Raw genomic sequence first — 23738 nt, forward strand, 5'->3', positions numbered from 1 at the left:
CGGTACGAACCGGACGCTTCGAGAATGCTTCCCTCACAGTGTCCGTGCCAGGAATTGGCGCAGACGCTCCGAGCGCGGGTTGCCGAACAGCTCCGCGGGCGCACCCTCTTCCTCCACCTTTCCCTGGTGGAGAAACAGAACCTTGTGGGAGACCTCGCGCGCGAACTGCATCTCGTGCGTTACGAGGATCATGGTGTTGCCTTCCTCCGCCAGTTGACGGATCACGCGCAGCACCTCGCCGACCAACTCGGGATCGAGCGCCGATGTCGGTTCGTCGAAGAGGATGACTTTGGGACGCATCGCGAGCGTTCGGGCGATCGCGGCGCGTTGCTGCTGGCCGCCTGATAACTGGCCCGGATAATGAGCGTGCTTGTCGGCGAGCCCGACCTTCTTCAACAAGGCGTGCGCATGTTCGATGGCCTTCTCGCGGGGCTCCTTCAAGACGTGCCGGGGCGCTTCGATGATGTTCTCCGCCACCGTCATGTGCGGCCACAGATTGAAGTTCTGGAACACCATGCCGACGCGGGCGCGGATGCGTTCGACCTGCGCCATATCGGCTGGCCCAAGACGGCCGCTCGACAGCGGCTTCATCTTGATCACCTCGCCATCGATGGCGACCTTGCCGCCATCCGGCTGCTCCAGAAGATTGATGCAACGCAGGAACGTGCTCTTGCCCGAGCCCGACGAGCCGATCATGGAAATGACCTCACCGGCATGGGCGGTGAGATTGACGCCCTTCAACACCAAAAGCGAGCCGAAGCTCTTGTGAAGCTCGTCGATCTGCACGGCCGGCGTGGTGATCTTTGCCTTATCAGCGGGCGCCGGATCGGCCGCGACGGCAGGAAGGGTTGGCGGCGTCTGTTCGCTGCTGGTGTCCTGGGTTATCTCGACGGTTCGCAGGTCCGCCAGCGCACGATCGAAATAGCGCAGGCTGCTGGACAGGCACGTGCGTTGCCAGTCTGGGTCATCCGGGATGAAGGCGCAACGCAGAGTGTCGCGGATCCGCTTGCCCAACGGCGAATCGAGCTTGCCGAACAGATGCAGCCAGTTGTCGGCCTGGACCGCTTCCATGACAGCCGGCCCGTCCAACGTGCCGCATTCAACGACAAGCGGCAGCACGCGCGCGTTCGGCATCGCCTTGCGGACGGCATCGGAGACATAGCCGGTCGCCGTTGCCGTGATGCCGGTATCGGTCTTGGCGCCCTGGCCTGTCAGGACTGTCGCCAGCGCCGGCCCGAAGATGGATTTGCCCCAGGCAAGGCCGTCATGCTCGGAACTCGCCACAGAAAGCAGAGCCGGATAACCGTAAGGCCCGGCGCCGGTATGCAGGTCGAAGACGATGGCCTGGCGCGCCGCGCCGGCAAAGGTCTTCAGAATTTCGTTCAAGGTGCGGTTCGACCAGACCGGGCCGCCACCGCCGTAGAACATGCCGTCGGCGAACTCATACTGGCCGGCTTCGACGATCGCCGCCAGCCCGGCATGCCCAAGCCTTTTGCGCGCCACGGCGAGCTTCTCGTCGGCCGCTATGCGGTCCGGTCCCTCCCACTCGCGATACGCCATGGCGTCGTGCAGGCCGGCATAACCGTTGTTGACGGGAGCACTTGAAGACCAGTCGATGAAGTTGCGGTTGAGGTCGACATTGTCCTCGTTGACGCGCCGCGACCAAGCCGTACCCCAGGGATTGATGAGGTGAATGGCAAGGATGGCTGTGTCGCCGGGCAGACGCCGCAGGTTCTTCCGGCCGAGCCAGGCGGTCTGGCAAGTCGAGCCGAACGGGCCCTCGACACCATGCGTACCGGAGATGAGCACGATCAGTTTGCGCGCATCGCGGCGGCCAAGCAGCGCCACATCCGTCGCCAGCGTCTCGCCATCGGGGCCGTTCAGCGGATGAACATATTCAGACAGTTCCGCGCCGGCCCGCTCGGCGGCTTCGCGAAATCTCCTGCGAAGGACGGCGAAATCACGGGCATAGGCGGGGGCTGGCTCATCATGGCGCATGGTCGATCCCACCGGATCGCTGGCGGTTGCGGTCAATCCGTTCATTCCCTGTCGTTCCACCGTGGGGCTATTCATCGTTGTGATCGCTCGTGTTCTGAGGTGGCAATCGGCGCTCATTGCCGGAAAGGAGCGGCCTGGAGGACCGGACAAACCAGGCGTCGGAGGGAAGCACCTTGTCGGGGTTCATGATCGACTGATCGTCCAGCGCTCGTTTCACCCGCTCCATCGCGGCGAGCTTCGTCGGGTCAACCGTCGCCAGCAGCGAATGGATGCGCTTGGACCCAACACCGTGCTCGGCGGAAAAAGAACCGCCAATCTCCCGCAGTTGTTGGTACAGGACGCTCTCGGCAGCCTCCGCTACGTCAGGCGCCAGCGGACCCTGACGGTTGAGGATGATATGCAGGTTTCCATCGGCCAGGTGACCGAATACATAGGGCGCCAGACCCGGTTCGATCGCTGCGAGCCGGGGCAGGATTCTGTTGAGATAGGCCGGAATTTCCGACATAGGCACCGACACGTCGAAGGAAGGCGCTTGGGGATGGGCGCGATAGAGCACGCCGGTGTCCTCGCGCAACCGCCACAAGTCTTCCTCTTGCCGCCGCGAGCCGGCAATGATGGCGGTGGCTTCAGGATAGCGCTCCATCACTTCCGAATAGATCCGCTCGAAATCTTCGCGCAGCGCCTCTTCGCGCGCGCCGCCAAGCGACAGCAGCAGGAACAGTGTCTGGTCGAGCGGCACGCTCGGTTCGGACCATTCATGCGCGGCTGCGGCCAGGCTGAAATACGAGGTCCACATCGCCTCCGCCGCGCGCAAATGTCCCGCATCCGATTCAAGCGCCAGACGAATGACTTGCAGCGCCGCTTCGACAGACGGCAGCCCGAAAAGCGCGGTGGCGGTGGCTCGGGGCGAAGGGTCGAGCTTGACGACCACGCGGGTCACGATGCCAAGCGTGCCCTCCGCACCGATGAAGAGATGCTTCAGATCGTAGCCGGCGGAATTCTTCACCACCCGCGTCAGATCGGAATAGACCGATCCGTCGGCCAGCACGGCCTCCAGGCCAAGGACGCGGTGGCGCATGACCCCGTTGCGAAAGGCCATCACGCCACCCGCATTCGTGGACACCATGCCGCCGATCGTCGCCGAACCGCGCGCGGCAAGATCGATACCGGGCTCCAGGCGGTGCTCAAATGCGGCAGACTGCAAAGCTTCGAGCGTAACACCGGCACCGACGATCGCCACGCGCTCGACGGGATCGAGCCGCTCGATCCGGTTCATGCGTGCCAGGGAAAGAACGATCTCGCCCGGCCGCGAGACACTTCCGCCGACCAGGCCGGTCCGCCCGCCCTGCGGCACGATCGGAATCTCATTTTGACTGCAGATGCGCACCACCGCGGCGACCTCGCCGGTCGATGAAGGCGCAACGACGATGCCGGCGGCGCAATCCGTCCCGTTCGAACCAAAGTCGATCGCCCCGGCATCATCACTGGTCCGCACATTCGAGGCGCCAACGACACGGCGGATCGCGTCGACAACCGACAACGGCACCGCTTGCTCGATCCAGTTCGTTTGCCTGGGAGACGCGTGGCCGCTCATCGCCCCGCCAATCCCTGAAGCGCCGTGATCAGCCGGTCGTTGTCGGCCGGCAAGCCGATGGTGGCGCGCAGATAGTGCTCGTAGCCGGTTTCGCGCCACGCCTTGACGATGATCCCCTGCTTCAGGAGACCGGCGGCAACGCTGGAGCTGTCGCCCTTGCAGTCGAAGAACAGGAAGTTTGTCTGCGACTGGGCAACCCGGAAACCAAGGCCCTTAAGTGCGGCGGCGGTGCGCACGCGCTCGGCTCTGACGCGGCCCGCCGACGCCTTCATCCAGCTTTCGTCGGCCAGTGCCGCAATAGCGGCGACCTGTGCTGCCGCATTGACGTTGAACGGCGTCTTGGCGGCCGCGATCACTCTTGCCAGTTCGAAGCCCGAACAAACGGCATAGCCAACGCGCAGCCCCGCCAGGCCATAAGCCTTCGAAAATGTGCGCAGCACGACATGGTCGATGCTGCTGTTGCGCAGGACCTCGATGCCGTCGGGCGCGCCGGGATCGGCGAATTCGAAATAGGCCTCGTCCAGGACAAGAAGCGTGCCGGGCCGCACGGCGCCGATCAGCCGTCGCAGGCCAGCGTGGTCGAGACCGGGCCCGACCGGATTCCACGGCGAGGATATGAAAACGATCCGTGGCCCGACGGCGATCGCCGCTTCGAGCGCGGCAAGATCGAACCCCATCTCGGGTGTCATCGCAATCTTGACGACATCGGCACCGGCAGCCAGCGGCTCTATCTCATGCAGCCCGAAGCTCGGCACCGTGGTGACGACCGAGGCGCCCGGCACCAGGACGGCGCGCGAGATGGCGGCGATCATCTCCTCGGAACCATTGCCGGCAACGATCATGCCAGGATCGATCGCCAGTTTTTCGCCAAGCGCCGCCCGCAGCGCCGTGCAGGCCGGATCGGCATAGCGCCATGGCTCGAAGGATGAGGAGGCCAATGCGGCCATGACGGCGGGAGAACACCCATCCGGGTTCTCGTTGCTGGCCAGCCGGGCGACATCGTTGCGGCCACTCAGCGCCCGCGCCATCGAGATGTTCATGCCGGCATTGTAGGGCGGCAATGCGGCGATATGCGGATTGAGCGGCAGGCTCGACGCTGGTTTGACCGACTGTTCCAAATCCCGACTTCCGTTTCCCCGCGCCCACGCGCGGCAATCTTGTCAAATATCGAGGACGACTGATCCGCGCGGCTTGGAGCAGCACAACAGCACTTCGCCGCTTCCAAGCTCGTCCAGCGGTTCTTCGAAATAGGCGATGTCGCCCGAGATCAGCCGCGACTTGCATGTGCCGCAGATGCCGGCCCGGCAGCTGAATTCCGGCAACAGACCTTGGTTCTCGGCGAAGTCGAGCAACGATACGGCCGAGCCATCCCAGACGGCCGTCAGGCCCGACTTCCGAAATTCCACGGTTGTCGCTTCCCCGGCCGGCTCGATCCTTGCCGGCTGCGCTGGAACCGCGGGAACTCGCACTGCATCGGGCTCAAGCACCGTCGCCGGGCCGAAGAATTCGTAGGCAATGCGATACCTTGGCGCGCCAAGCTCGCGCAGCATGACGTAGATCGCCTGCATGAACGGCGGCGGGCCACAGAGGTAGAAATCATAGTCATCGATCGGCAGCAAACGCTGCAGCACGTCCCGCGAAATCATGCCTTCGCTATGGAAGCGCTGCTCGGCCTTGTCGCGCTCGGACGGGTGCCGGTAGCAGAAGTGTGCGGTCAGGCCGGGACGGGTCGAGACCAGGCCGGACACTTCATCGCGCAAGGCATGCACATCGCCGTTGTCGCAGGCGTGAATGAAGACGGCACGGCGGTCCGGCAACGAAGCCAACGCATGCAGCATCGACACCATCGGCGTCAGCCCGACGCCGCCGCTGAGCAGCACGACTGGACGGTTGCTGGCCTTGTAGAGCACGAAATCGCCGCGCGGCCCTTCCGCCTGAAGCACATCACCGACGTCGATACGGTCATGCAGGAAGCACGAGCTTATCCCATCGGGAAGCCCCGGCCCGGGTGCTGCCTCACGCTTCACGCTGATCCGATAGGAAGCGCTGTCTGGGGAACAGGAGATACTGTAGTTGCGCAGCACATATCCCCTTTCGCCGGCGGCCTCCCGCGCTACCGGAATCCGGAACACCAGGAACTGGCCCGGCTGGAAGTCGCGCCAGTCCTGTGGATCGACCGGCTCGATATGGAATGAAGTGATGAGGGCGCTTTCGCGCACCTTCGCGACCACTTTCAGGTCGCGAAATCCGCTTCTTGCGATGGTGTCGCGAGCGGTGAATGCATTCATTCGGCAGCTGCCAATTGCTGGCTCTCGCTGGCGATCAGCTTGGCCAGGTTCCGGCGAAAGCGCAGCGGTCCGACATCTATCTTCAGATCGAGATTGGGCGTGCGCTTGTTTGCCATGCCCTTGTGCACGGCATTGAGCACGGTGCGGTCCTCGTCGAAGGCGCCGCGCACAGAGGTGGCGAACTGGCGGGAAACCTCCAAATCGTCGGGGGCGAAATTGCGCATCTGGAACCAGTAATATTTCGTCTGGTTCTCATCGACCGGCGTCATGAAGTTGTAGGAGTCCATGAGGAACACGTCCTCGTGCAGCGGCTTGCCCTCGCCGCCCGTGCGGGCCGGCACGAAGATCGCCTTGATGATGGCGTTGGAGGGGTAGCGCACTTCGTAGTGCTGCTTGCGGTCGCAATTGCCTGAGAATTTGAGGAAAGGCGCATAGAAGGGCGCCGGCGCGGCATCGACCACCCAGCGCCACACGGTCACGCCGTCCGCGCCTACGGTGGTTTCGAGTGGCGCATCCTCCATCGCCTGAACGCCGCCGAAGGAGGACTGGTGGACCCAAGACACATGCGAGGGGTCGAGCAGGTTGTCGGTCATGTAGAGGTAGTTGCAATCGAGCGCCATGGACTCGCCGCGATTGACGCCCCATGCCGGATCGCCCCAGTGGTCGACCGCGAAAATCAGCGCGGGGTCGGCCTTTGCCGCTTCGCCCATCCATATCCACAGCAGCCCGTAACGTTCGGCGATCGGATAGGAACGAACGCATGCCACATGCGGTATCTTTTCAGCACCGGGCACGCGCGTACAGGTTCCGGTGCTGTCGAAGGTCAGCCCGTGATAGCCGCATTCGACAGTGTCGCCTTTGATGCGGCCCATGGACAGCGGCAGCTTGCGGTGGGGACAGGCATCCTCGAGCGCCGCCACCACGCCATCGGTCCGGCGGTAGAGGACAATATCCTCGCCAAGTATCCGGGTCGGCACCAGCCTGTCGGCGACCTCATGGTCCCATGCGGCAACGTACCAGCAGTTTCGAAGAAACATGGCGTCCTCCCGAGCTTGTGACGCCTAAACGAATATCTTGCGGGCCTGGGACGACATAGGGCTTGCATCTGCGTTCTATTTTAGAAAAACTAAATCAAGCTGCCCCCAGGATCGTTGCCCAGGTGAAGAAGACGCCCCCACTGCGTGCGATACAGGCCTTCGAGGCTTTCGGGAGGCGTGGCAGTGTGACGGCGGCCGCCAACGAACTCGGCGTCTCCGTCGGCGCGGTCAGCCAGCAGATCCGCAAGGCCGAAGACGCCCTGGAGGCGCGGCTTTTGGAACGGCGCGGCAGGAGTGTCGCCCTTACCGCGCTGGGCCGCGTTTACCACGCAGCGGTTGCCGTCGGCTTCGAACACATTCGCGACGCCCAGGATCTCATCGAACAGGCCCGGTCCGCGGACACTTTGACCATCTCCTGCCTGCCGTCGTTGGCCAGCAAATGGATCGGCCCGCAGCTCCTGGATTGGCAGGTCGACCACCCCGGCGCGACCGTGCGGCTGGTGGGCGCCGAGACGGAGCCAAGGCTGGGCGCCGAACAAGTTGACTTCCGTATTTCGTACGGCACGAAATATCGTGATTTCGAGCACTACACCGAACTGTTCACCGACTGGGTGGTGCCGGCCTGCTCGCCGACGCTGCTGGCGAAACATCCGGTCGGCAAGCCCGCCGATATTCTCGATCTGCCGCTTCTCAGCATCGAATGGGCCCGCGATCACCGCTCGCCGCCGACATGGGCGGAATGGGCCGCAAGCATCGGCGCGGTGCACCGCAGAACATCCGGCGAAGTGGCCTTTTCCCTGTCGAGCGCGGCGATCGATGCGGCGGCCAACGGAAGGGGCTTTGTGCTGGCGCAACTGTCGATGGCTGCCGACGATATCGCGTCGGGCAGGCTCGTCGCCCCGTTCGACAAGCGGATCAGGCTGCCGGAACCTTATTTTTTGGCTTGGGATCGGGCCATTCTTGAGAAGCCTTTTGGTCCTGAGCTGCGAGCCTGGATTGTTTCGATTTCCAAGCGACTGGGCGCAACCTTAGCCGGATAGTCGAACACCGATCTGGAGACACAAGTTTGCATCTGCCGAGTTCGCGCGCACCAGCGTCTTAAGAGATCCAGACATTGGTCGGCGGTGTGCGGTCCCACGGATTGCTTCAGTTTGCCCTAGATATCTCGACAAAAGTCCGCTTTTTTCGCCCTTCTTGCACCGCTAGCCGTCGGGCGGCTTTGCGACCCAAAACAGCGGCGTTCGCGCCCTCAAGTCAACAGGGGTTCACTCAACTTCCCCGCTGTACGAGATCCCGGCGAACTCGGAGCCCCTGCTTGAGCAAATCCCGACGTACACGAAGTCCTGGCCCCGCCCACCATCGTAACGCCGGCTTCCTCATCAGCGTTCTGTAACCGGCGGCGGGTCTCCAACGTGACCGTGTCGTCATTGCCTGTAACAATTAGATCAAAAGTTTTCTGGCCTGCGAGAGGCGGCCTGCTGTTTTGCTCGAATCACTTGCGATGGAAGGTGCGGCGTTTCGGTGGCAGCCCCAGCGCGCTTTGAAATGGGATAATCCCTCGCAGATCGCCTTTGCAACGGGGATACCAATCTCGGATCGCGAAAGATCGGCGAACCAGACCTGCGAACCACAAACTTCGCCGATTTCATTCAGCAGGTCGGTGACGTTGCTTTCGCCAGCGCTTTCCAGGCCGTCGGCAGGCTTGCCGATGGCGAAACGAAAGTTGCGCACGTCAGCGAAACGCTTCCAGCGGGTCATCCGACAATCGTCATCGCTCATCGTTTTATTACGGGGCCGTTCTGCCCTTTCGGCATGGGCCTGCATTGCAGCTTCGGATTGTATCAATTCCAAAAACGCGGACCGGGCGGCAGCAACCATATCGAAGCTGCACCCGAAACCCACCGCCATATGCTCGCCACTGTCTTCGCAGCTGATCGCCGCCGTCACGATGGCCGTGCGGAAGGACGAGATATCGAGAAGCCAGAGCCTGCGTCCCGTTTCTTGGCGATGCTGCTGGATGTGAGACGCCAAGCCTTGGTCATCAAGCCGCGCGATATCCAGCCGCTTTCTCAGGGAGCCTCGGTGCCACCATATCCCTGTGGCGTCTCGTTCGACGAGTTCAAGCAAGGCGCGGGTTCTTGCATCGGCCCGCGTTGTGCCAGCGGCGCAACCATTGGTGTCGACGTTCAAGCTGCAATCGCCATATGCGACGTCACCAAAGCGGCCATAGCAGAGAAACGCCGGACAAAGCGCGACCCTATCGTCATGGAAGCTGCGAACGGACGCCCATAGCTGGGGATTGTTCAGATGATCCGTTGAAGGGATACTGTCCCAGCCACGCCACACTCTGTTGAGCTGATCGCGATGTCGGATCTGTTCCAGCGAAAAGCCCAATACCTGAATCGCATCGATCCTCATTCCATCGCCTGGAGAGCCGATGCGTGCTGACGCCGTGACGTCTTCGGCTCTGCAGGCCCAGCTGGAAATCTCCGCGGCCTCTCCGAGGCAAGACAGCACGGCCGTGGCGGCATCAAAGCCTTTGCCACTTGCTGTGAATCGTTTCTCATTCCCTTCGAATGGAGCAATGTTGGACATAGCCAGGAATCCACCCGGAACATCGAACACTTCAACGCCAATGTCGTAGCGTGTCGCGAAGTGCAAAAGAGGCAGCCCATTCTCGGGCGCAGCGACAAGGGTCGCAGCCAGATTCTCCAAAACATCCAAATCATCTTCACTCGACTGGCGGTCCCAGGTCGGGTCGTCTTGGTTCACCGTCATTGGCCGGTCGTGATGCATCAGCAGAGCAAGCGTTGTCCAATGCGACCCGCGCAACAGCATGTTGGCTCTTTCAATATCTTGGCTTCTGCTGTTTACGTAGGGTAAGCGGTGGGCGCCCGTTGGCGACCGAGACGATAGCCGGCGGAGTTGACAATTTCCACAGACGGTCTGGCGATTAGGCTAATCGGCGGTTTCGAGCTTCGCAAGGGCTCGGAGACGTTCTCGTTGGGCAAGCGGAAGGCCTGCGCGATTCTCGCCTATCTGTTACTGAGCGGCAGGTCACGCGAGACGCGCGGGCGACTGGCGGCATTGCTTTGGAGCGAGCAGGACGAGGAGCATGCGCGCGGATCACTGCGCCAGTGCATAAAGGATCTCCGACGCCTGGCAAGCGAGACCAGGCTTAATTACCTCGCGGTCGACAAGCTCGTCCTGGGAATCGATCCGACTGCAATCCGTTCCGACATCGATGAGCTTGAACGTGCGCTCGACGACCGCAATTATGACGGTGCGCTGCTCCTGCTGGCCAAAGCCAGGGATGGACTTTGCGCCGGGTTGGACGATTGCGATCCTGTCTTCGACAACTGGCTGAGAATGCAGTCGACGATGATAACCGACAGGCTGGTGACACGGCTCGCAGCCTGGCTGGCGGCCGAGACAGACCCGAGACAGCGCAAATCCATCGCTGCGTGCATCCTGCAACTTGATCCGTTTTTCGACGATGCCGTGGTGGAGACCATTCGGAGGGTCTGTGAGGAAAGCGGTTATGCCCGCGCCCTAGCGTTCTTCGACCGCTACGCGGCCGAACTCAAAGCGGACATGGATCTGCGACCACCGGCAGAAATCCTCCACCTTCTAGAGGCGCTCAAGCCGGGCAACGACGGTGAAAAGCGGGCGGCTGACCCCGACCTTGCGCAAAGCGATCACGACAGCCGCATCCCAGGGAAGCCGACAATCGCCATCATCATTGCCAGGCGCGAAGCAGAGAACGAACACCTGCAATTTGCCTTGGCGACAGAGCTTCTGGCTTCGATTTCCCGATTTAGGCATTGGACAGCCGTGTCAACGGAGTTGCAAGCCGGTGAATTCTCACTGGATCAGATGCATCAGGCGGCAGGCGAACACGTGGATATCGGCGTCCTCATCCGTCTGATCGACACGGATGGACCAGCAGTGTTCCAAATTACCTGCTATGACTTCCTGCAAGAAGGAGAAGCCTTCGTTCTCACCGTTCCGTCGGATCCGTCTTCCTGGCGCTCGGCCTTCAATGAAGTTTGCGCACGCTTTTCCGCGCGCCTGCAGATTGCCTTGTCCAGTGCCAGGCTGCATCGCATATCGCAAGCTTCCCCGAACCATTTCTCGGCCTATGATTGCTGGCTGGACGGACAGCGGCTTTCGATCATGTGGCGAAAGGACACCGAAGAAGCTGCCATCGCCCGCTACGAGGAAGCCATCCGGCTTGATCCCGATCTGTCCTGCGCCTATTCCAGCCTCGCTGCGGTGCTCAACTCGCGTTGGATCGTCGTTCCGGGTGCATCGTCGATCGAGCAGGATCTAAAGCGCGCATTCGAACTGGCCAAGCGTTCGGTCCTGCTCGACCCATTCGACCACCGCAACCAGGTAAATCTGGCCTGGAGCCACCTTCTGGCGCGACGCTGGGAGCTGGCCGATTTTCACTTCAGCCTTGCACATGAGCAAAATGCCGGGAACCCCGCGACGTTGATTGCCTACGCGCTGGCCAGATCCTTCATGGGTGATCATCAACGGGCATCGGAGCTTTCGAAGCGCAGTTTCGACCTCAATCCCATGCCCGACGCTCACTATCATGGCTACCAGGCGACCATTGCCTTTCTCGCCAATGATCTGGAGGGGTGCGTGGCCGCTGCGGTCAAGAGCGATCAACTGTTCGCCGACATCCACGGCTGGTCGGCGGCGGCACTTGCGTTGCTGAAACGCAACCGCGAGGCCGGGGATGAGTTCAGACGTTTTCTACGCAACCTAACGGCGGCGTGGCAAGGGCCGGGTAGGCTTGACCGCGCTGTCGCCGTGGAGTGGTTCAAGACCGCTTTTCCGATCCGGTTACCAGTCGATCAGGAGAAGCTGGCCCGTGGCATCGAATTGGCAGCCCAGTCGGGCTGACACGGCCGAACCGTTGCTCGCAATTGCGCCGGGTTTCACTTGCAGCGTGACATCACGTAGTCGCCGAGGCGCTTATGATATGCGCTCAAACGGTTTTTCTTTATTTGATCGGGCGGGCCGGCGTTCGGGTCGAGATTGTAGTGATCGGGAAATGTATAGTCCTCACCGGGTCCATCCGCCGGCGCAATGGTGGCGATCGTTTGCTCGACGTCGCCGGTGAAGGGAAAGGCGATGTTCACGATCAGGTCTTGGTCGAAGTATGGTTGGATGGTGATCTCCTCCCAGGTTTTGTCCCTGGGCGTCATGAACCCACGCAGCAGGTCCTTCATCGCCTCCTGATCTCCACTTCTGAAGATCGCTTGCTTGGCCGGATCCTTGATCAGGTCTCGGATGAATTCGCCAAGCGCCTCGAACTGCACATCTTTGAACTTCACCATGTCCACTTCCCCCGCTAAACCAGATTGAGCACTGTAGCGCTGCCGTTATCAGCGCTATTGAAAACCCTGACTGCCGAGCAGGCCGCCAAGCACTTCATCCGATACCTTCGCAGTATCATTGAGATCGAGCAGTCCTGCCAGCGTTTTTGGCTCTACGTCCGGAATGAGCCTGCGAGAGGTGATATCCGTATCGGCAGCCTTGAACAGTGCGGATGCGATCGTGGCGGCCACCACATAGGAGCCAACTGGGCCAAGATGGCTGCCGTCATTACCAAGAACGGACGCCTCCTGGATGATATAGTAGGAGAGAGGTGTTTGCCTCAGGAACTCCGGGTACCGTTGCAAAGCGGCCCGAAGTCGGCCGGCGTTGTAGACGTAACGTTTGGCGCAGGCGGCCGTGGGAAGCATGTCATTGCCCGTCAGGACCGGCACATCGATACTGTTGTCGCCCAGGGCGGTCTTCACCGCACCGGCCACGTCCTGCCCGGATGGCAAACCAAGGTCGTAACAGCGCCAGCAATCCATGAAGGCAACCGGCCGGACTGTGCCGTTCAATTCCGCACTCAGGCCGGCAATCGTCAGTTCTTTCGACAGGAATGGTCCTATGCGCCGGGCACTTTGAGCTTTCGACGGGGTGTCGGCTGAGGCAAACCGGTTCCAGTCGACAATCCAGTTCTCGGGTATTGGAATCTCCCCACCCGGGCGCAGGCTGGAAAAGGACAACATTTTGCGCAGATTGGCTGGTTCTTCGACCGACCTGTCGTTCACGACATAGAACTGCCGGACCATGGCGTGGGCAAAGCGCGACGCACCGAAGGTGAATTCCAAAGGCAGCGCATTGAAAGTCTCAAGTGCCGAGACTCCGGCGCCAAGAAAATCGTCACTGGCGAAAAAATGGTCCCATATTTCCGGAGCCAGAACTTTTCTCAGATAGTCGTTGATGATCACAGTGCGGTAAACCGAGGTCAGATAGATCCTGGCACGCTTGTAAGCTTCTGCTGGGTCGGTGCCGATGCCAAGCAGCAGATCCACGATCCTGTTGTGGATGCCCATGAGTGTGCAGAGCAGTTGCGACAGGACAAGATTGTCGTCGTTTCGCGGATCCGCCACCAAGGGCCGATAAGGCGATCGCCGACCCTCGACACTGATAAACTTGCCCGAGAAGTCGATGCGCGGCAAATCACGGCCTTGCATGGTCTTACCGTCGACCGGAAGCATACTGCCTTTCATGCAAGGCAAGCCGATCGGAAAGCGGCAAGCCGACAGGTCCGCCCCATCCGCAACATCGTAGAGATGGGCGTCGACGATTGGCCCCCGCCCATAGAGCCCCGAAAGGTCAAGGCCTTGCGAGGACGCGTTCTTCAAATGATGGGTTTTGCCTGTCGGCTTGGGCAATCCGAATATTTGGCTGAAGACGATGTCATGGAACACGAATTGGCCGAAATAGGTAAAACCGGCTGGCGTAGGGCTGAGATCGCTGCCTTCAAGTCCATCGGTCGGGCCGACCATTTCCGCCGTGATGTCCAGCAAGCCCGCCTTGGTGCGGTCGATGGCGCTCTCGTCTTCGGTTGCGTCAAACAAGGCGATCGGCACGTCCGCCAGGGACGGGAAGAGCCTGATGCCTCGCAAGATCGGCTTGTCGTTGAGGCCGTCGTCTGAATTCTGGTTTGACCGGTTCGGTATGTTGGCGGCTTCGAAGGAGGACGTTTCGCCGTGGAGCATCGAAGTAGACCTCGTTTTCCAGAAGGATGAATGCGGCCAGGCGAGTAGCTTGGCATGAATCCGGGAGTAGAAACAGACTTGCCCGTCGGTGGTCTGAATGGCGCGGCCCCAGAGCAGAGCGACATTGCCGAGGCGATCATGACACTGACGGATCGAGCTTCGGGCCCGCCGAGACGGCGGTGAACAGCACACAGGACAGAATGACGCCCGCACCCAGAAGCCCGTCGGGCGAAAGCCGTTCACCAAGCAGAGCGGCAGCGGAAATGGCGGCGAACACACCCTCTCCGCTGCAAATCACCGCCGCATGGGACGAAGTGGTGTAGCGCTGTGCAGAAGTCTGCAGGCAAAAGCCGACAGCGGTCGAGAACACACCAAGCATGATGAGTTCTGGCCATGCTGCCATAATTGCCTGAAATGTCATTGTGCCCTGCAGGGCGAAAGGTAGCGTGGCAACGGCCGTGCCGATGAACTGTGCGGCCGCCGTCGCGAAGGGATGGCCATGTGCCTGCACATGCCGCCCGAGTTCGACCGTCCATACTGCAAAACAGATTGCAGTCAGGACGGCGAAAGCGTCGCCGGCGGTTGCCGAACCATTGAAGCCGCCCGCCAGGAGAGCCGATCCCACGACCGTCAGAATTGCGACGAATAGGATCAGTGCACTTGGACGCTCCCTCATGATCAGCCACGCGGCGATCGGCGTGATAACAGTGGAAGCGCTGATAAGGAGGCTCGAGTTCGTCACCGTCGTGCTGACATAGGACAATTGCTGGACCACACAGCCGAGGGCAAAAAGCAGAACCACTCTCGCCACACTTGGAAACCAGCCGGTGTTGGTTTCGGGGTCGCGCTCCCGCACCGCGAATGGCAACGTCACCAGTCCGGCGATCACGCTGGTCAGGAAAACAACCGCCATGGGATCGAGGTGGGCCAGTATGGTCTTGTGGGACACATTGCCCACTCCCCAAATGAGCGCAGCAAGCATTAGCAAGGAATTTGCCTTGAATCTGGACATGATTGATCGCATCACCACAGCGGGCAATGGCTCCAACGGTTTGTGATCGGGTTTGAAAGCGATGATCGGGGCCGACGGACCCCGTCATCGTCGAGGTGGCTGGTGTTGCGCGGAAGAACGCGTCTTTTGGTTCGCGATCTATCCGGGGCCAGCACTCGATATATGTGATCTGCGCAAGACGGGGATGGTGGGCAGCAGGACGGGCGTTGGCGGTTCGTTCTGCTCGAAACTGACGCTGCGCTGAAGAAGCGGAAGGATGGCCTCCGGGGTTGCCGAAACCATTTGCGTGCATCGAGTTGACGAGTTCATGAAGCCAGCCTCGGACATGCTCTCGAAGACGCCGAGAAGTGGTGACCAGAAGCCTTTGAAATTCGCCAGGACCAGCGGCTTGCAGTGCCTTTCCAGCTTGCGAAGCGTCATGACCTCGGTCAGTTCCTCAACGGTTCCGATGCCGCCAGGCAAGGCTACAAATGCATCCGCGTAGTCAAACATGAGCTGTTTGCGGATACTCATGTCGGGAACTGAAATCGTCTGGCATCCCGATAATAGCATTCTCATCCGCTCGATCAGGAACTGCGGGGTGATCGCGATCACGGTTCCACCCCCTTCTGCTGCGGCAATAGCCACCTGGCCCATCAGGCCATCACAGCCACCGCCATAGACCAGGCGAATACCTGCTGCGGCTATCGTCTCGCCAAGGATGGTGGCGCAACGGGCGTGGTCGGGATCGTTGCCAAGCATGGCGCCGCCGAAAACGCAGATCGTGCCGATGCGTCGCTGCAAGGGATAGGAGCGGCCGATCTGTTCTGCGGAATTGTCGGATGATGATCCAAACATGGTGTCTCTCCAAATGAGGTTGGAATAGCGAAGCTTGATCAGCCGGCGGAATGATCGCGGGCTGCGCGAGGTTGGCTCGATCGGAACAGAAGCAGGTCAGCCCAGGACCAGAGCAGGTAACAAACGAGAAGGCTGGCGGGCGTAGACCAATGCTGTGGCTGTTCGACTTCGAATTTGAACAGCGATGCACAGAGTTCTGTCCCGGCGGCGATGAGGGCCGGCAGCCGGCTGAGAAGGACCATGACGCGAAACGGGTCGGGGCCGTATTCCGACAAGTTGAGGATCCGGACACCGGGTCGGTGGCAAGCACTGCCGAATTTTCCAACGGAATGAAGCAGGCCCGATGTCAACGCCAGCAACGGATGGCCAAGTTCAAACAGGGCCAGGCCAAGGCAACCGGCACCAACGCCGGACAGGAAATCACCCAGGCGGTTGAGATTTTCCCTAGGCTTGAGACGTCCGTTCCAGGCGCGATGGTAGATCTCGCCGCTGGCGAAGAAGATCGCCGTCGCCGAGGTCATTGCGATCGCAGCGAAATTGCCCGTCAAATAATGGCTGATGGCGGCCGGCGCGCCTGTCCAGAGGAGTTGGTTCAGATCGCCGGATACGAGAATCTGCGCCGTAATCCCCTGACAAAGACCAATGAGGTTGCCGACATTGTAGGCTCCCCCAGGGCCAGACATCCGTGCCGTTAACGCGCTGCGCCAAGCAAGGAGGCGCGGAGACCGAACCGTGAAGGATGAGGCTGTTTCGCGAGCTGAAATTTCGACTGGGGCTACACGCAGCGGCTTATTGATGTTGAGCGTCATGTCGGGTTCCTCCCTTATGACGCATGCTTTGCAGTGCTCCGCGTGATCTCAACGTGAATTGCGCTGGAATGGGTCCGTCCAGGCTAACAGGCAGATCGCATTGGCGGTTCCTGCAAGGTGACGGTTGATCTACTTCTCTCAATTGCCTCGGCCAGCCTTATCCCGCGGCGAGCTTCTGTGTCGGCGGGGCCTTGCAGCCCTGGCCGACGACATTGTCTAAGCGGATCGCCTGCCGAGCCTCCATTGACAGCCATCCGGATGCACGGGCCGCGAAGACCGGAAATCATCTCTCGACGATCATGCGAAGACACCGGGGAACGATGATCGTTATTTCACGCTGAATTACGCTGAGTTGCCCAACATCACAGCCGCAACGCCAGACTGACATCCGCAAAAGGCTGAGCGGTCGAACCTGAACCTCAACTGAATCCAAGGATGGAATTCGATCATGCTACGCAGCTTGACGAAAACATTCACCGCCATCTCGACAATCGCCGTTCTCATGGCACCTCTGATGACTCCCAATGCGGCCTACGCGAACAGCACCACCGTTCCGCGCAAATGCATAAACGGCGTTTGGGGTTCGGTGAAATATTATGGTGGCAAGGTGCGCATCTCGCTATCCAGCAAGCTTTCGAGACCACCCATTTCAATTCAGCGGGGCAGTGCAACGCACCTTACTCCCGAGGTTGGCGCAATGCTCGCCGGGTCGGCATCCATCTCAAGCTCCTTCGAACGCCCGGCTTGTCTGAGGGTCTTCACAAAATGTTACGTAAGGGAACGTTCGCGCCTGACTCTTCTTAGGCAATCGAGGCGGTTGTCGCCTCGTGCATTGTGAAGGAGAAGAAGAATGCCCAATCAAGGTGGTAGCCACGAACAGCATGTGAAGGCAGGCCAGCAGAGCCACAAGAATGCCGACAATAAAAACCGTCAGCAACAGCAGGCCGCCGGTGGTGGTCAACGGCAGCAGGGCGATGGATCCGGCATGCGTGGTGGAACCCACGAACAGCACGTGAAAGCTGGCGAACAAAGTCACAAAAACCGCTGATCGCGGGTGATTTCAGCAGACCCACCCCGAAGTATCGGGGTGGGTCTGATTGCATCTGAAAGAGGTGCTATCGACGACGCCGCGGTTGGGGTCGCGAAAGTCGCCCCGGCGACTTCGCCGGGGCGACATCAGTCAGGACGCCCAGTCAGGCAGCTTGCTCCAGGGCGCGCTCATTGACACCGCCTTCGCCCAGCCCGGAAAGCGCTTCGTCCGTCGCGACCTCCTCTTTCAATGTCTCGTTGAGGAGCTTGACCACGTCGCTCTTGCCAAGCTGTTCAGCCCACGCGACCAACGTGCCGTAGCGCGCGATTTCATAATGTTCGACGGCCTGTGCCGCGCCGACCAGCCCAGCATCCAGGGCTGGGTCGCCCTTGTATTCGTCGAGAATTTCCGACCCTTCCTCAAGAATGCCGTCGATCGCCGGACAGGTCTTGCCGCGCGCCGGTTTGTCCATAAGTTCGAACACTTGCTCGAGCCGATCGACCTGGCCTTCGGTTTCCATGCGATGTTTCTCGAAGGCCGCAGCCACCTCCTCGGATTCGGCGCCCTTTGCCATCTTCGGCAAGGCCTTGAGTATCTTCTTTTCAGCGTAGTAGATGTCCTTCAGCCCATCGAGGAACAAAGCCTCCAGTCCCTTGGTCGTCGCTCTTTTTGCAGTCGCCATGATTTGTCTCCCTTGGATTGTCGTGAAAGCTCACCGGCGGTGTAGCCATGGACTAACTTTCCATGGAAGCAGTTGTTCCCTGGGGGCGACGTGGAAGGGCAGCGCGTCGAACACCGCTTTTATCGAGGGCCGATCGACATCAAAAGGCGATGGACGATGACGGTGTGAGAACCGCCGGCAGGGGGGACGGAAAGCACCGGGGTTCGTCGCGCCGTATGGAGTAGATGGTGAAAAGAGATACTTCCGATGGGTTCATATACGAAATCATATTTACATATAAAACAAATCATGATGATCTTGCTGTCGTGCAACGGCGGCTAAGGTGGTCGGTTCCGGCGTCCGTCGCCGAGCCTGAATGCCAGCAGATGATCGTGCACAATGAAATCAAAGATGATGTCGCGGTCGAGTGAGCCGTGCATTGGTCGGATGTAGGGAGTGCGGCATGCCCTTTGATGTCATCGTTGTCGGAGCCGGCGCAGCCGGGGCTGTCCTTGCCGCCCGGCTCACCGAAGATGCGGCCACGAACGTGCTTTTGCTGGAAGCGGGGCCGGACTACCGGAGCGGCGAGCAACCTGCCGAGATGGTGAGTCCAAATCCCTTCAACCTGCTGCTTCCCGATCATTTTCAGCAACAATATATGTACCCCGACCTGATGGCTCGCCGCACTAAGCGGCAGGAGCATCGGGTCTACTGGCGCGGCAAGGGGCTTGGCGGTTCGACGGCCGTCAATGGGCAGATTGCCATTCGCGGCGTGCTCCATGCCTTCGACCGCTGGGAGGAAGTCGGATGCAAGGGCTGGTCGGGAGCCGACGTGCTGCCCTTCTTCTGCCGGCTGGAGGATGACCCGATCGCGGCTAATTTTCACGGCAGCGATGGCCCGATTCCGATCTACCGCGCGCCTGTCGAAAGCTGGGGAAGCGTCGACAAGGCCATGCGCCAAAGCGCGATGGCCCTCGGCCATCCCTGGCATGACGATCTCAATGCTCCGGATGCCGAAGGGGCTTGCACCTATCCCATCAACAGTCGAGCCGGCAAGCGCGTGTCGGTCAATGACGGCTATCTGGAAGCTGCCCGCGACCGGCCGAACCTCACCATCATCGGGCAGGCGACGGTGGACAAGGTGCTTTTCGATGGCAAGAAAGCGATCGGCGTTTTGGCCATCGTGGCCGGTCAGGTTCGCAAATTCGAGGCGCCGCTGGTCATCGTCTCGGCCGGCGCCATCCACTCTCCAGTCATCCTGCAGCGCTCGGGCATCGGTCCGGCGGCTCTCTTGAATCGAAAGGACATCGAGGTGCTTGCCGACCTGCCGGTCGGCGAAGGTTTCTTCGACCATCCTTATTGCCGCATCGAACTGAAGCTGAAGCCGGAATTCAAGGCGACCGATGTCGACGCGCGGCATACCAACTGCTGTGTGCGGATGAGTTCCGGCGTGCTGGGTGCCGAGCGCGACGACATTCTCTACGTCGCGATGAACCATGGCGGTATCGGCGTGGAGTCCGACAGCGCCCAGTTCGGCGAGGCCATGGTCAATCTGATCCTGATGGAGGCCAAGAGCCGGGGCACCGTGCAGTTGCGTTCCGCCAATCCCTTCGACCAGCCGATCGTGGAAGAGAACATGCTGGACGATCCAATGGATATTCAGCGCATGCGTATCGCCTATCGCCACCTTGGCGAGATTGCCCGGCAGGCGCCGATCCAGGCGATCGCCGAGCGCGTCCTGCTGGGGGATTCCGATCTGCCTTTGTCATGGCTCGAAACGGCAAGCGACGAGGAGGTCGACAATTTCCTGCTGGCGCAGTCTTCCGATGCGCAGCATGGGATCGGCGGCTGTTGCATGGGGAGGCCCGGCGAGGCCGTGGTCGATCCGGAATGCCGGGTCTACGGTTTTGAAGGGCTGCGGGTTATCGATGCGTCGATCATGCCGCTCGATTGCCAGGCAAACACCAACCTGACCTCGATCATGATTGGCGAGAAAATGGCCGACAACCTGCGCCGGTCCATCTGACAGCTTGCTGCCGAACGGCATACGGTCGCACGGGAGGCCCGCGCTAAAGGCGCGGGCCTTGAATGTCAGCGAGTGACGTCCACGGTAATCGTCTTCAGGTCGCACATTTCCATCAGCGTGTGCCGACCCCCGGTGCGGCCGAGGCCGCTCTGCGTCCCGGCGGCGCCGCCGGCAGGAATATGCGGCTCCCAATAGCAGCTCATCTCATTGATGTTGACGATGCCGACCCTCAGGCTTTCGGCAAAGGCAAAGGCGTTCTTGATGGTGCTGGTGAAGACCGCGGCCGACAGGCCGTAGGGGCTGGACGCCGCAAGTTCCATCGCCTCCTCGTCGGTCTCGAAGGTCAGGACGGGTGCAACCGGCCCGAAGGATTCCTCGACGTTGAGCAGGCTTTCCCGGGTCAGTCCTGTGACGATCGACGGCTCGAAATAGAGATTGGTGGCAAAACCCGACGCCACATTGCCGCCGGTGACGATCTCGGCGCCACGAGCGCGGGCGTCCGCAATGTGGCTGAGCACCTTGTCGACGGCGACCGCATTGTTGATCGGCCCCATCGTCGTCGCGGGATCGAAAGGGTCGCCCATTTTCACCTTCGCGGCCGCTTTCACCAGACCTTCGATAAACCGGTCATGGATGGATTTATGCACCAGCACACGTTCGGTGGCCGTGCAGATCTGCCCGGCATTGGCAAAGCAGCCGGCCCCCACCTGAGCGGCGGCCATGTCGATATCGGCATCGGCCAGGACGATGGTCGGACCGTTGCCGCCCATTTCGAGCAGAAGCGGCTTGCCCGCGCCACGCCGGGCGATCGTCGCGCCGGTGGCGGAACTGCCGGTGAAGCCGATGGCATGGGTGCCCGGATGAACGACGGCCTCGTCGCCCACCTCCGCACCATCTCCCAGAACGAGATTGATGGCGCCGTCCGGCAAGCCCGCCTCGATGAAGCATTCGACAAGTGCCGTGGCAATCAGCGATGTCGTCGGCGCCGGCACCCAGACAACGGTGTTGCCCGTTGCGACGGCCGGTCCGAGATAGTAGAGGCAGGGCAGGGCGAGCGGGAAATTCCATGGCGTGATGATGGCAAAGATGCCCTTCGGCTGCAGGAAGCTGAAGGCGCGCTTGTTGGCATCGGCCAGGGGAAACGCCGCCGTCTCCAGCCACTTCATCTGCTCTGCCGCATTGCGGAAACCGAGAGCTGCCGCCGATGCTTCGGCCTTTGCCTCGCTGTGGAAGGGCTTACCCTGTTCCAGGCAGAGCAGGTGGGCAAGCTCTTCGGCGCGCCTGTCGATCGCGTCGGCGATGCGTATGCACAATTGAGCGCGTGCGAAGGTTCCCATCTTGCGCATGGTCTCGCGTGCGCCTTCGGCGGCTTTCACCGCGCGACCGACATCGGCACGGGTGGAAAGGGAGAGATAGCCGAGATGCTCGCCCGTCGAAGGACTATCGATTTTCAGGAATCTGCCGGAGCTGCCGGCAATCCACTCGCCGCCGATGCGGTTGATGCCGATACGGGCGGCTGCTTCCGGCTCCGAGACGATCGCCATGCCACGCAGGTTGGGGCCTTCGAGAGAAGATTTGAAATGGACTGTCATCATGCGTTCCTTTGGCCGAATTCGGATTGGATGTTCAAAATGGCGGCGCGGCTGCGTTCCACGGCTGCGATGAAAAGTCTGCTGCCGGCCTCCGCGCTTGCCTGCGATGGCGTGCCGATGACGCCGTTGTCGCGGATGGCTTCGAAACGGCGCCAGACGGTGACGGCCGGCGCGGCGTAAAGGTGAGGATCCGGCCAGGATGGCGGAGTGCCGCCTGGCGGGATGAGATCGCGGCGAACGCTGTCGCCAAGCACATGCATCATCAACGACGTTTCAAGCGCGCAAGCGTGACCGGTGCCTGTGGCGGCATCGGGCAGGGCCTGCGCCGCCACGTCGGCGATGAGATCGAAATACGAGAAACCCGCGGTGACGATGCCACGCTTGCCAAGGGTGGTGATCGCCACCTGGATGGCGGCGCGGTTTCCGCCATGGCCGTTCAGCATGACCGGCAGGAAGCCGTCTTCGGCAAGGCAGGTGCAGAGATCGACGAGAACGGCGATGAAGATCTGCGGGCTGAGGCTCATGGTGCCGGAGAAGGAGCGATGATGCTCGGACGAGCCATAGGCGAAAGGTTCGGCGACACGGATGGAGGCCTGTCCTTCCGCCGCGGCGAGCGCAACCGCTTCCGCAAGCCAGCAATCGACGCCGAGCGGCAGATGCGGGCCATGTTGCTCGACAGCGCCGAGCGGTAGAATGACGACGGGTTTATGCACGCCGGCTGTCGCGTGTCTTTCCGTATCCGGGGAGGTCATCAGCGCAAAGCTGGATCCAGGCGGGATCGGCAAGGCCGGAGCTGGCTCGTTCATCGTGCTGCCTCGACAAGCCGGGCCTTGGCGTAGGTCATGCCGGAATCGGCCAGGAGAGCGACCATGATGATTGCTCCCTTGTAGAGTTCGAGGCTGGACGGGTCCGTGCCGAACACCCGAAGCGCCGTCGTCAGCAGGCTGACGATCAGCGCGCCGACGACCGCGCCCCACACCGTTCCCCTGCCGCCGAAAATACTGGTGCCGCCAAGTACGGCCGCGGCGATCGCGTCCAGAAGCAGCGAGGTCCCGCCGATGTTGGGCGTCACGACCGGCACCCGGCTGATCATGATCACGGCTGTCAGGAAGACGAAGATACTGGAGGCGCAATAGACGAGGATCGTGTGTTTCGTCACCGGGATGCCGGCAAGTTCCGCGGCTCCGGCATCCGATCCGAGCGCATAGGTACGCAGCCCGAAACGGCTGTGCCACATCAGGATTGCTGCTACGGCGACGATCAGCAGCGTTGCGAAAATGACATTGGGAATGCCGAAGCTGCGTTCGATGCCGACCGCGCGAAGCGTCGGATCCTTCAGCATCAGGACGCCTTTGGAGGCAACGGCAAGCGTTGCGCCCTGCAGCGCGACCATTGTGGCCAATGTCGTCACGAAGGGCGGTATCTTCAACAGTGCGATAACGGCGCCGTTCGCGAGGCCGATCACCACCATCACGGCAAAGCCGACGAGCAAGGCAAGCGGCAGGCTGGCGCCGCCGTCGATCAGGCTGGCGATGAAGACGGCACAGAAGGCGACGCCGACGCCGGCGGACAGGTCGATGCCTGCCGTCAGCAGAACGATCAGGGCGCCAAGCGCCAGTATGGCGATCGGGGTCGCCTGGGCGACGATGTTGATGAGGCTGGCGGTTGAAACGATGCGGGCGTCGATGAGCGCGAAGATCGCCAGCAGGATGACCAGCAGGATCAACGGCGAGAGGTCGAGAAAGCGCCTGCACCAAATGTTCTGTTGGCGGGTCATGAGG

19 protein-coding genes are annotated in these 23738 nt (G+C 61.2%); 4 read left to right on the top strand and 15 right to left on the bottom strand.

What is annotated here, in order from left to right:
* Positions 1-33: 33 nt before the first annotated feature.
* The 5 genes from MESCI_RS33060 to MESCI_RS13085 form a co-directional block, all read right to left on the bottom strand.
* Positions 34-1998, bottom strand: coding sequence for a DUF2817 domain-containing protein (locus MESCI_RS33060; protein WP_164920028.1), 1965 nt, complete (start codon positions 1996-1998; stop codon positions 34-36).
* A gap of 67 nt (positions 1999-2065) precedes the next feature.
* Entirely contained in the window at positions 2066-3592 is a 1527-nt protein-coding gene (locus MESCI_RS13070) for an FAD-binding oxidoreductase (RefSeq protein ID WP_013530415.1), read from the bottom strand.
* On the bottom strand, positions 3589-4710 hold the full coding sequence (locus MESCI_RS13075) for an aminotransferase class I/II-fold pyridoxal phosphate-dependent enzyme (protein WP_013530416.1): 1122 nt from the start codon (positions 4708-4710) through the stop codon (positions 3589-3591). The genes MESCI_RS13070 and MESCI_RS13075 overlap by 4 nt, the downstream gene beginning before the upstream one ends.
* A 42-nt stretch (positions 4711-4752) precedes the next feature.
* The gene (locus MESCI_RS13080; RefSeq protein WP_013530417.1) at positions 4753-5880 is read right to left on the bottom strand and encodes a 2Fe-2S iron-sulfur cluster-binding protein; all 1128 of its coding nucleotides are present in this window, start codon (positions 5878-5880) and stop codon (positions 4753-4755) included.
* Positions 5877-6917: an aromatic ring-hydroxylating dioxygenase subunit alpha gene (locus MESCI_RS13085; RefSeq protein ID WP_013530418.1), complete on the bottom strand. Its 1041-nt coding sequence runs from the start codon at positions 6915-6917 to the stop codon at positions 5877-5879. Before MESCI_RS13085 ends, MESCI_RS13080 begins: the two co-directional genes overlap by 4 nt.
* Before the next feature lie 122 nt (positions 6918-7039).
* On the opposite strand from MESCI_RS13085, the gene MESCI_RS13090 reads away from it, so the two are divergent.
* Positions 7040-7957, top strand: coding sequence for a LysR substrate-binding domain-containing protein (locus MESCI_RS13090; RefSeq protein ID WP_013530419.1), 918 nt, complete (start codon positions 7040-7042; stop codon positions 7955-7957).
* Positions 7958-8357: 400 nt separating this feature from the next.
* On the opposite strand, the gene MESCI_RS13095 is transcribed toward MESCI_RS13090, so the two are convergent.
* Positions 8358-9755, bottom strand: a complete 1398-nt coding sequence (locus tag MESCI_RS13095; RefSeq protein WP_013530420.1) for a YcaO-like family protein — start codon at positions 9753-9755, stop codon at positions 8358-8360.
* A gap of 165 nt (positions 9756-9920) precedes the next feature.
* On the opposite strand from MESCI_RS13095, the gene MESCI_RS13100 reads away from it, so the two are divergent.
* Positions 9921-11831 (top strand): AfsR/SARP family transcriptional regulator, encoded by a 1911-nt coding sequence (locus tag MESCI_RS13100; RefSeq protein ID WP_013530421.1) that lies wholly within the window; start codon positions 9921-9923, stop codon positions 11829-11831.
* 35 nt (positions 11832-11866) lie between these two features.
* Here MESCI_RS13100 and MESCI_RS13105 read toward each other — a convergent pair whose 3' ends face one another.
* The 5 genes from MESCI_RS13105 to MESCI_RS13125 all read right to left on the bottom strand — a co-directional run bounded on the left by MESCI_RS13105 (position 11867) and on the right by MESCI_RS13125 (position 16648).
* Positions 11867-12268, bottom strand: a complete 402-nt coding sequence (locus MESCI_RS13105) for a hypothetical protein (RefSeq protein ID WP_013530422.1) — start codon at positions 12266-12268, stop codon at positions 11867-11869.
* A gap of 54 nt (positions 12269-12322) precedes the next feature.
* On the bottom strand, positions 12323-13990 hold the full coding sequence (locus tag MESCI_RS13110; RefSeq protein WP_013530423.1) for a peroxidase family protein: 1668 nt from the start codon (positions 13988-13990) through the stop codon (positions 12323-12325).
* Positions 13991-14126: 136 nt separating this feature from the next.
* Positions 14127-15002 (bottom strand): DMT family transporter, encoded by an 876-nt coding sequence (locus MESCI_RS13115; RefSeq protein WP_164755109.1) that lies wholly within the window; start codon positions 15000-15002, stop codon positions 14127-14129.
* Between the two features lie 138 nt (positions 15003-15140).
* On the bottom strand, positions 15141-15839 hold the full coding sequence (locus tag MESCI_RS13120; RefSeq protein WP_013530425.1) for an LOG family protein: 699 nt from the start codon (positions 15837-15839) through the stop codon (positions 15141-15143).
* A gap of 38 nt (positions 15840-15877) precedes the next feature.
* The gene (locus MESCI_RS13125) at positions 15878-16648 is read right to left on the bottom strand and encodes a hypothetical protein (protein ID WP_013530426.1); all 771 of its coding nucleotides are present in this window, start codon (positions 16646-16648) and stop codon (positions 15878-15880) included.
* A gap of 850 nt (positions 16649-17498) precedes the next feature.
* Here MESCI_RS13125 and MESCI_RS13130 point away from each other — a divergent pair.
* A complete protein-coding gene (locus MESCI_RS13130; RefSeq protein ID WP_013530427.1) occupies positions 17499-17696 on the top strand; it encodes a hypothetical protein in 198 nt (65 codons plus the stop codon).
* Positions 17697-17841: 145 nt separating this feature from the next.
* Here the strand turns inward: MESCI_RS13130 and MESCI_RS13135 are convergent, their stop codons facing one another.
* On the bottom strand, positions 17842-18360 hold the full coding sequence (locus tag MESCI_RS13135) for a YciE/YciF ferroxidase family protein (RefSeq protein ID WP_013530428.1): 519 nt from the start codon (positions 18358-18360) through the stop codon (positions 17842-17844).
* A 406-nt stretch (positions 18361-18766) separates the two neighbouring features.
* On the opposite strand from MESCI_RS13135, the gene MESCI_RS13140 reads away from it, so the two are divergent.
* A complete protein-coding gene (locus MESCI_RS13140; protein ID WP_245268612.1) occupies positions 18767-20365 on the top strand; it encodes a GMC family oxidoreductase in 1599 nt (532 codons plus the stop codon).
* Positions 20366-20430: 65 nt separating this feature from the next.
* Here MESCI_RS13140 and MESCI_RS13145 read toward each other — a convergent pair whose 3' ends face one another.
* The 3 genes from MESCI_RS13145 to MESCI_RS13155 are packed head-to-tail and all read right to left on the bottom strand — an operon-like array spanning position 20431 to position 23734.
* The gene (locus MESCI_RS13145) at positions 20431-21960 is read right to left on the bottom strand and encodes an aldehyde dehydrogenase family protein (RefSeq protein WP_245268613.1); all 1530 of its coding nucleotides are present in this window, start codon (positions 21958-21960) and stop codon (positions 20431-20433) included.
* Positions 21957-22763 carry a creatininase family protein gene (locus MESCI_RS13150; RefSeq protein ID WP_013530431.1) on the bottom strand — a complete coding sequence of 269 codons (807 nt, stop codon included), beginning with the start codon at positions 22761-22763 and terminating at the stop codon, positions 21957-21959. The genes MESCI_RS13145 and MESCI_RS13150 overlap by 4 nt, the downstream gene beginning before the upstream one ends.
* Positions 22760-23734, bottom strand: a complete 975-nt coding sequence (locus tag MESCI_RS13155) for an ABC transporter permease (protein ID WP_013530432.1) — start codon at positions 23732-23734, stop codon at positions 22760-22762. Before MESCI_RS13155 ends, MESCI_RS13150 begins: the two co-directional genes overlap by 4 nt.
* Positions 23735-23738 lie beyond the last annotated feature (4 nt).

Origin of the sequence: Mesorhizobium ciceri biovar biserrulae WSM1271, assembly GCF_000185905.1 — a bacterium.
GTDB lineage: Bacteria > Pseudomonadota > Alphaproteobacteria > Rhizobiales > Rhizobiaceae > Mesorhizobium > Mesorhizobium ciceri.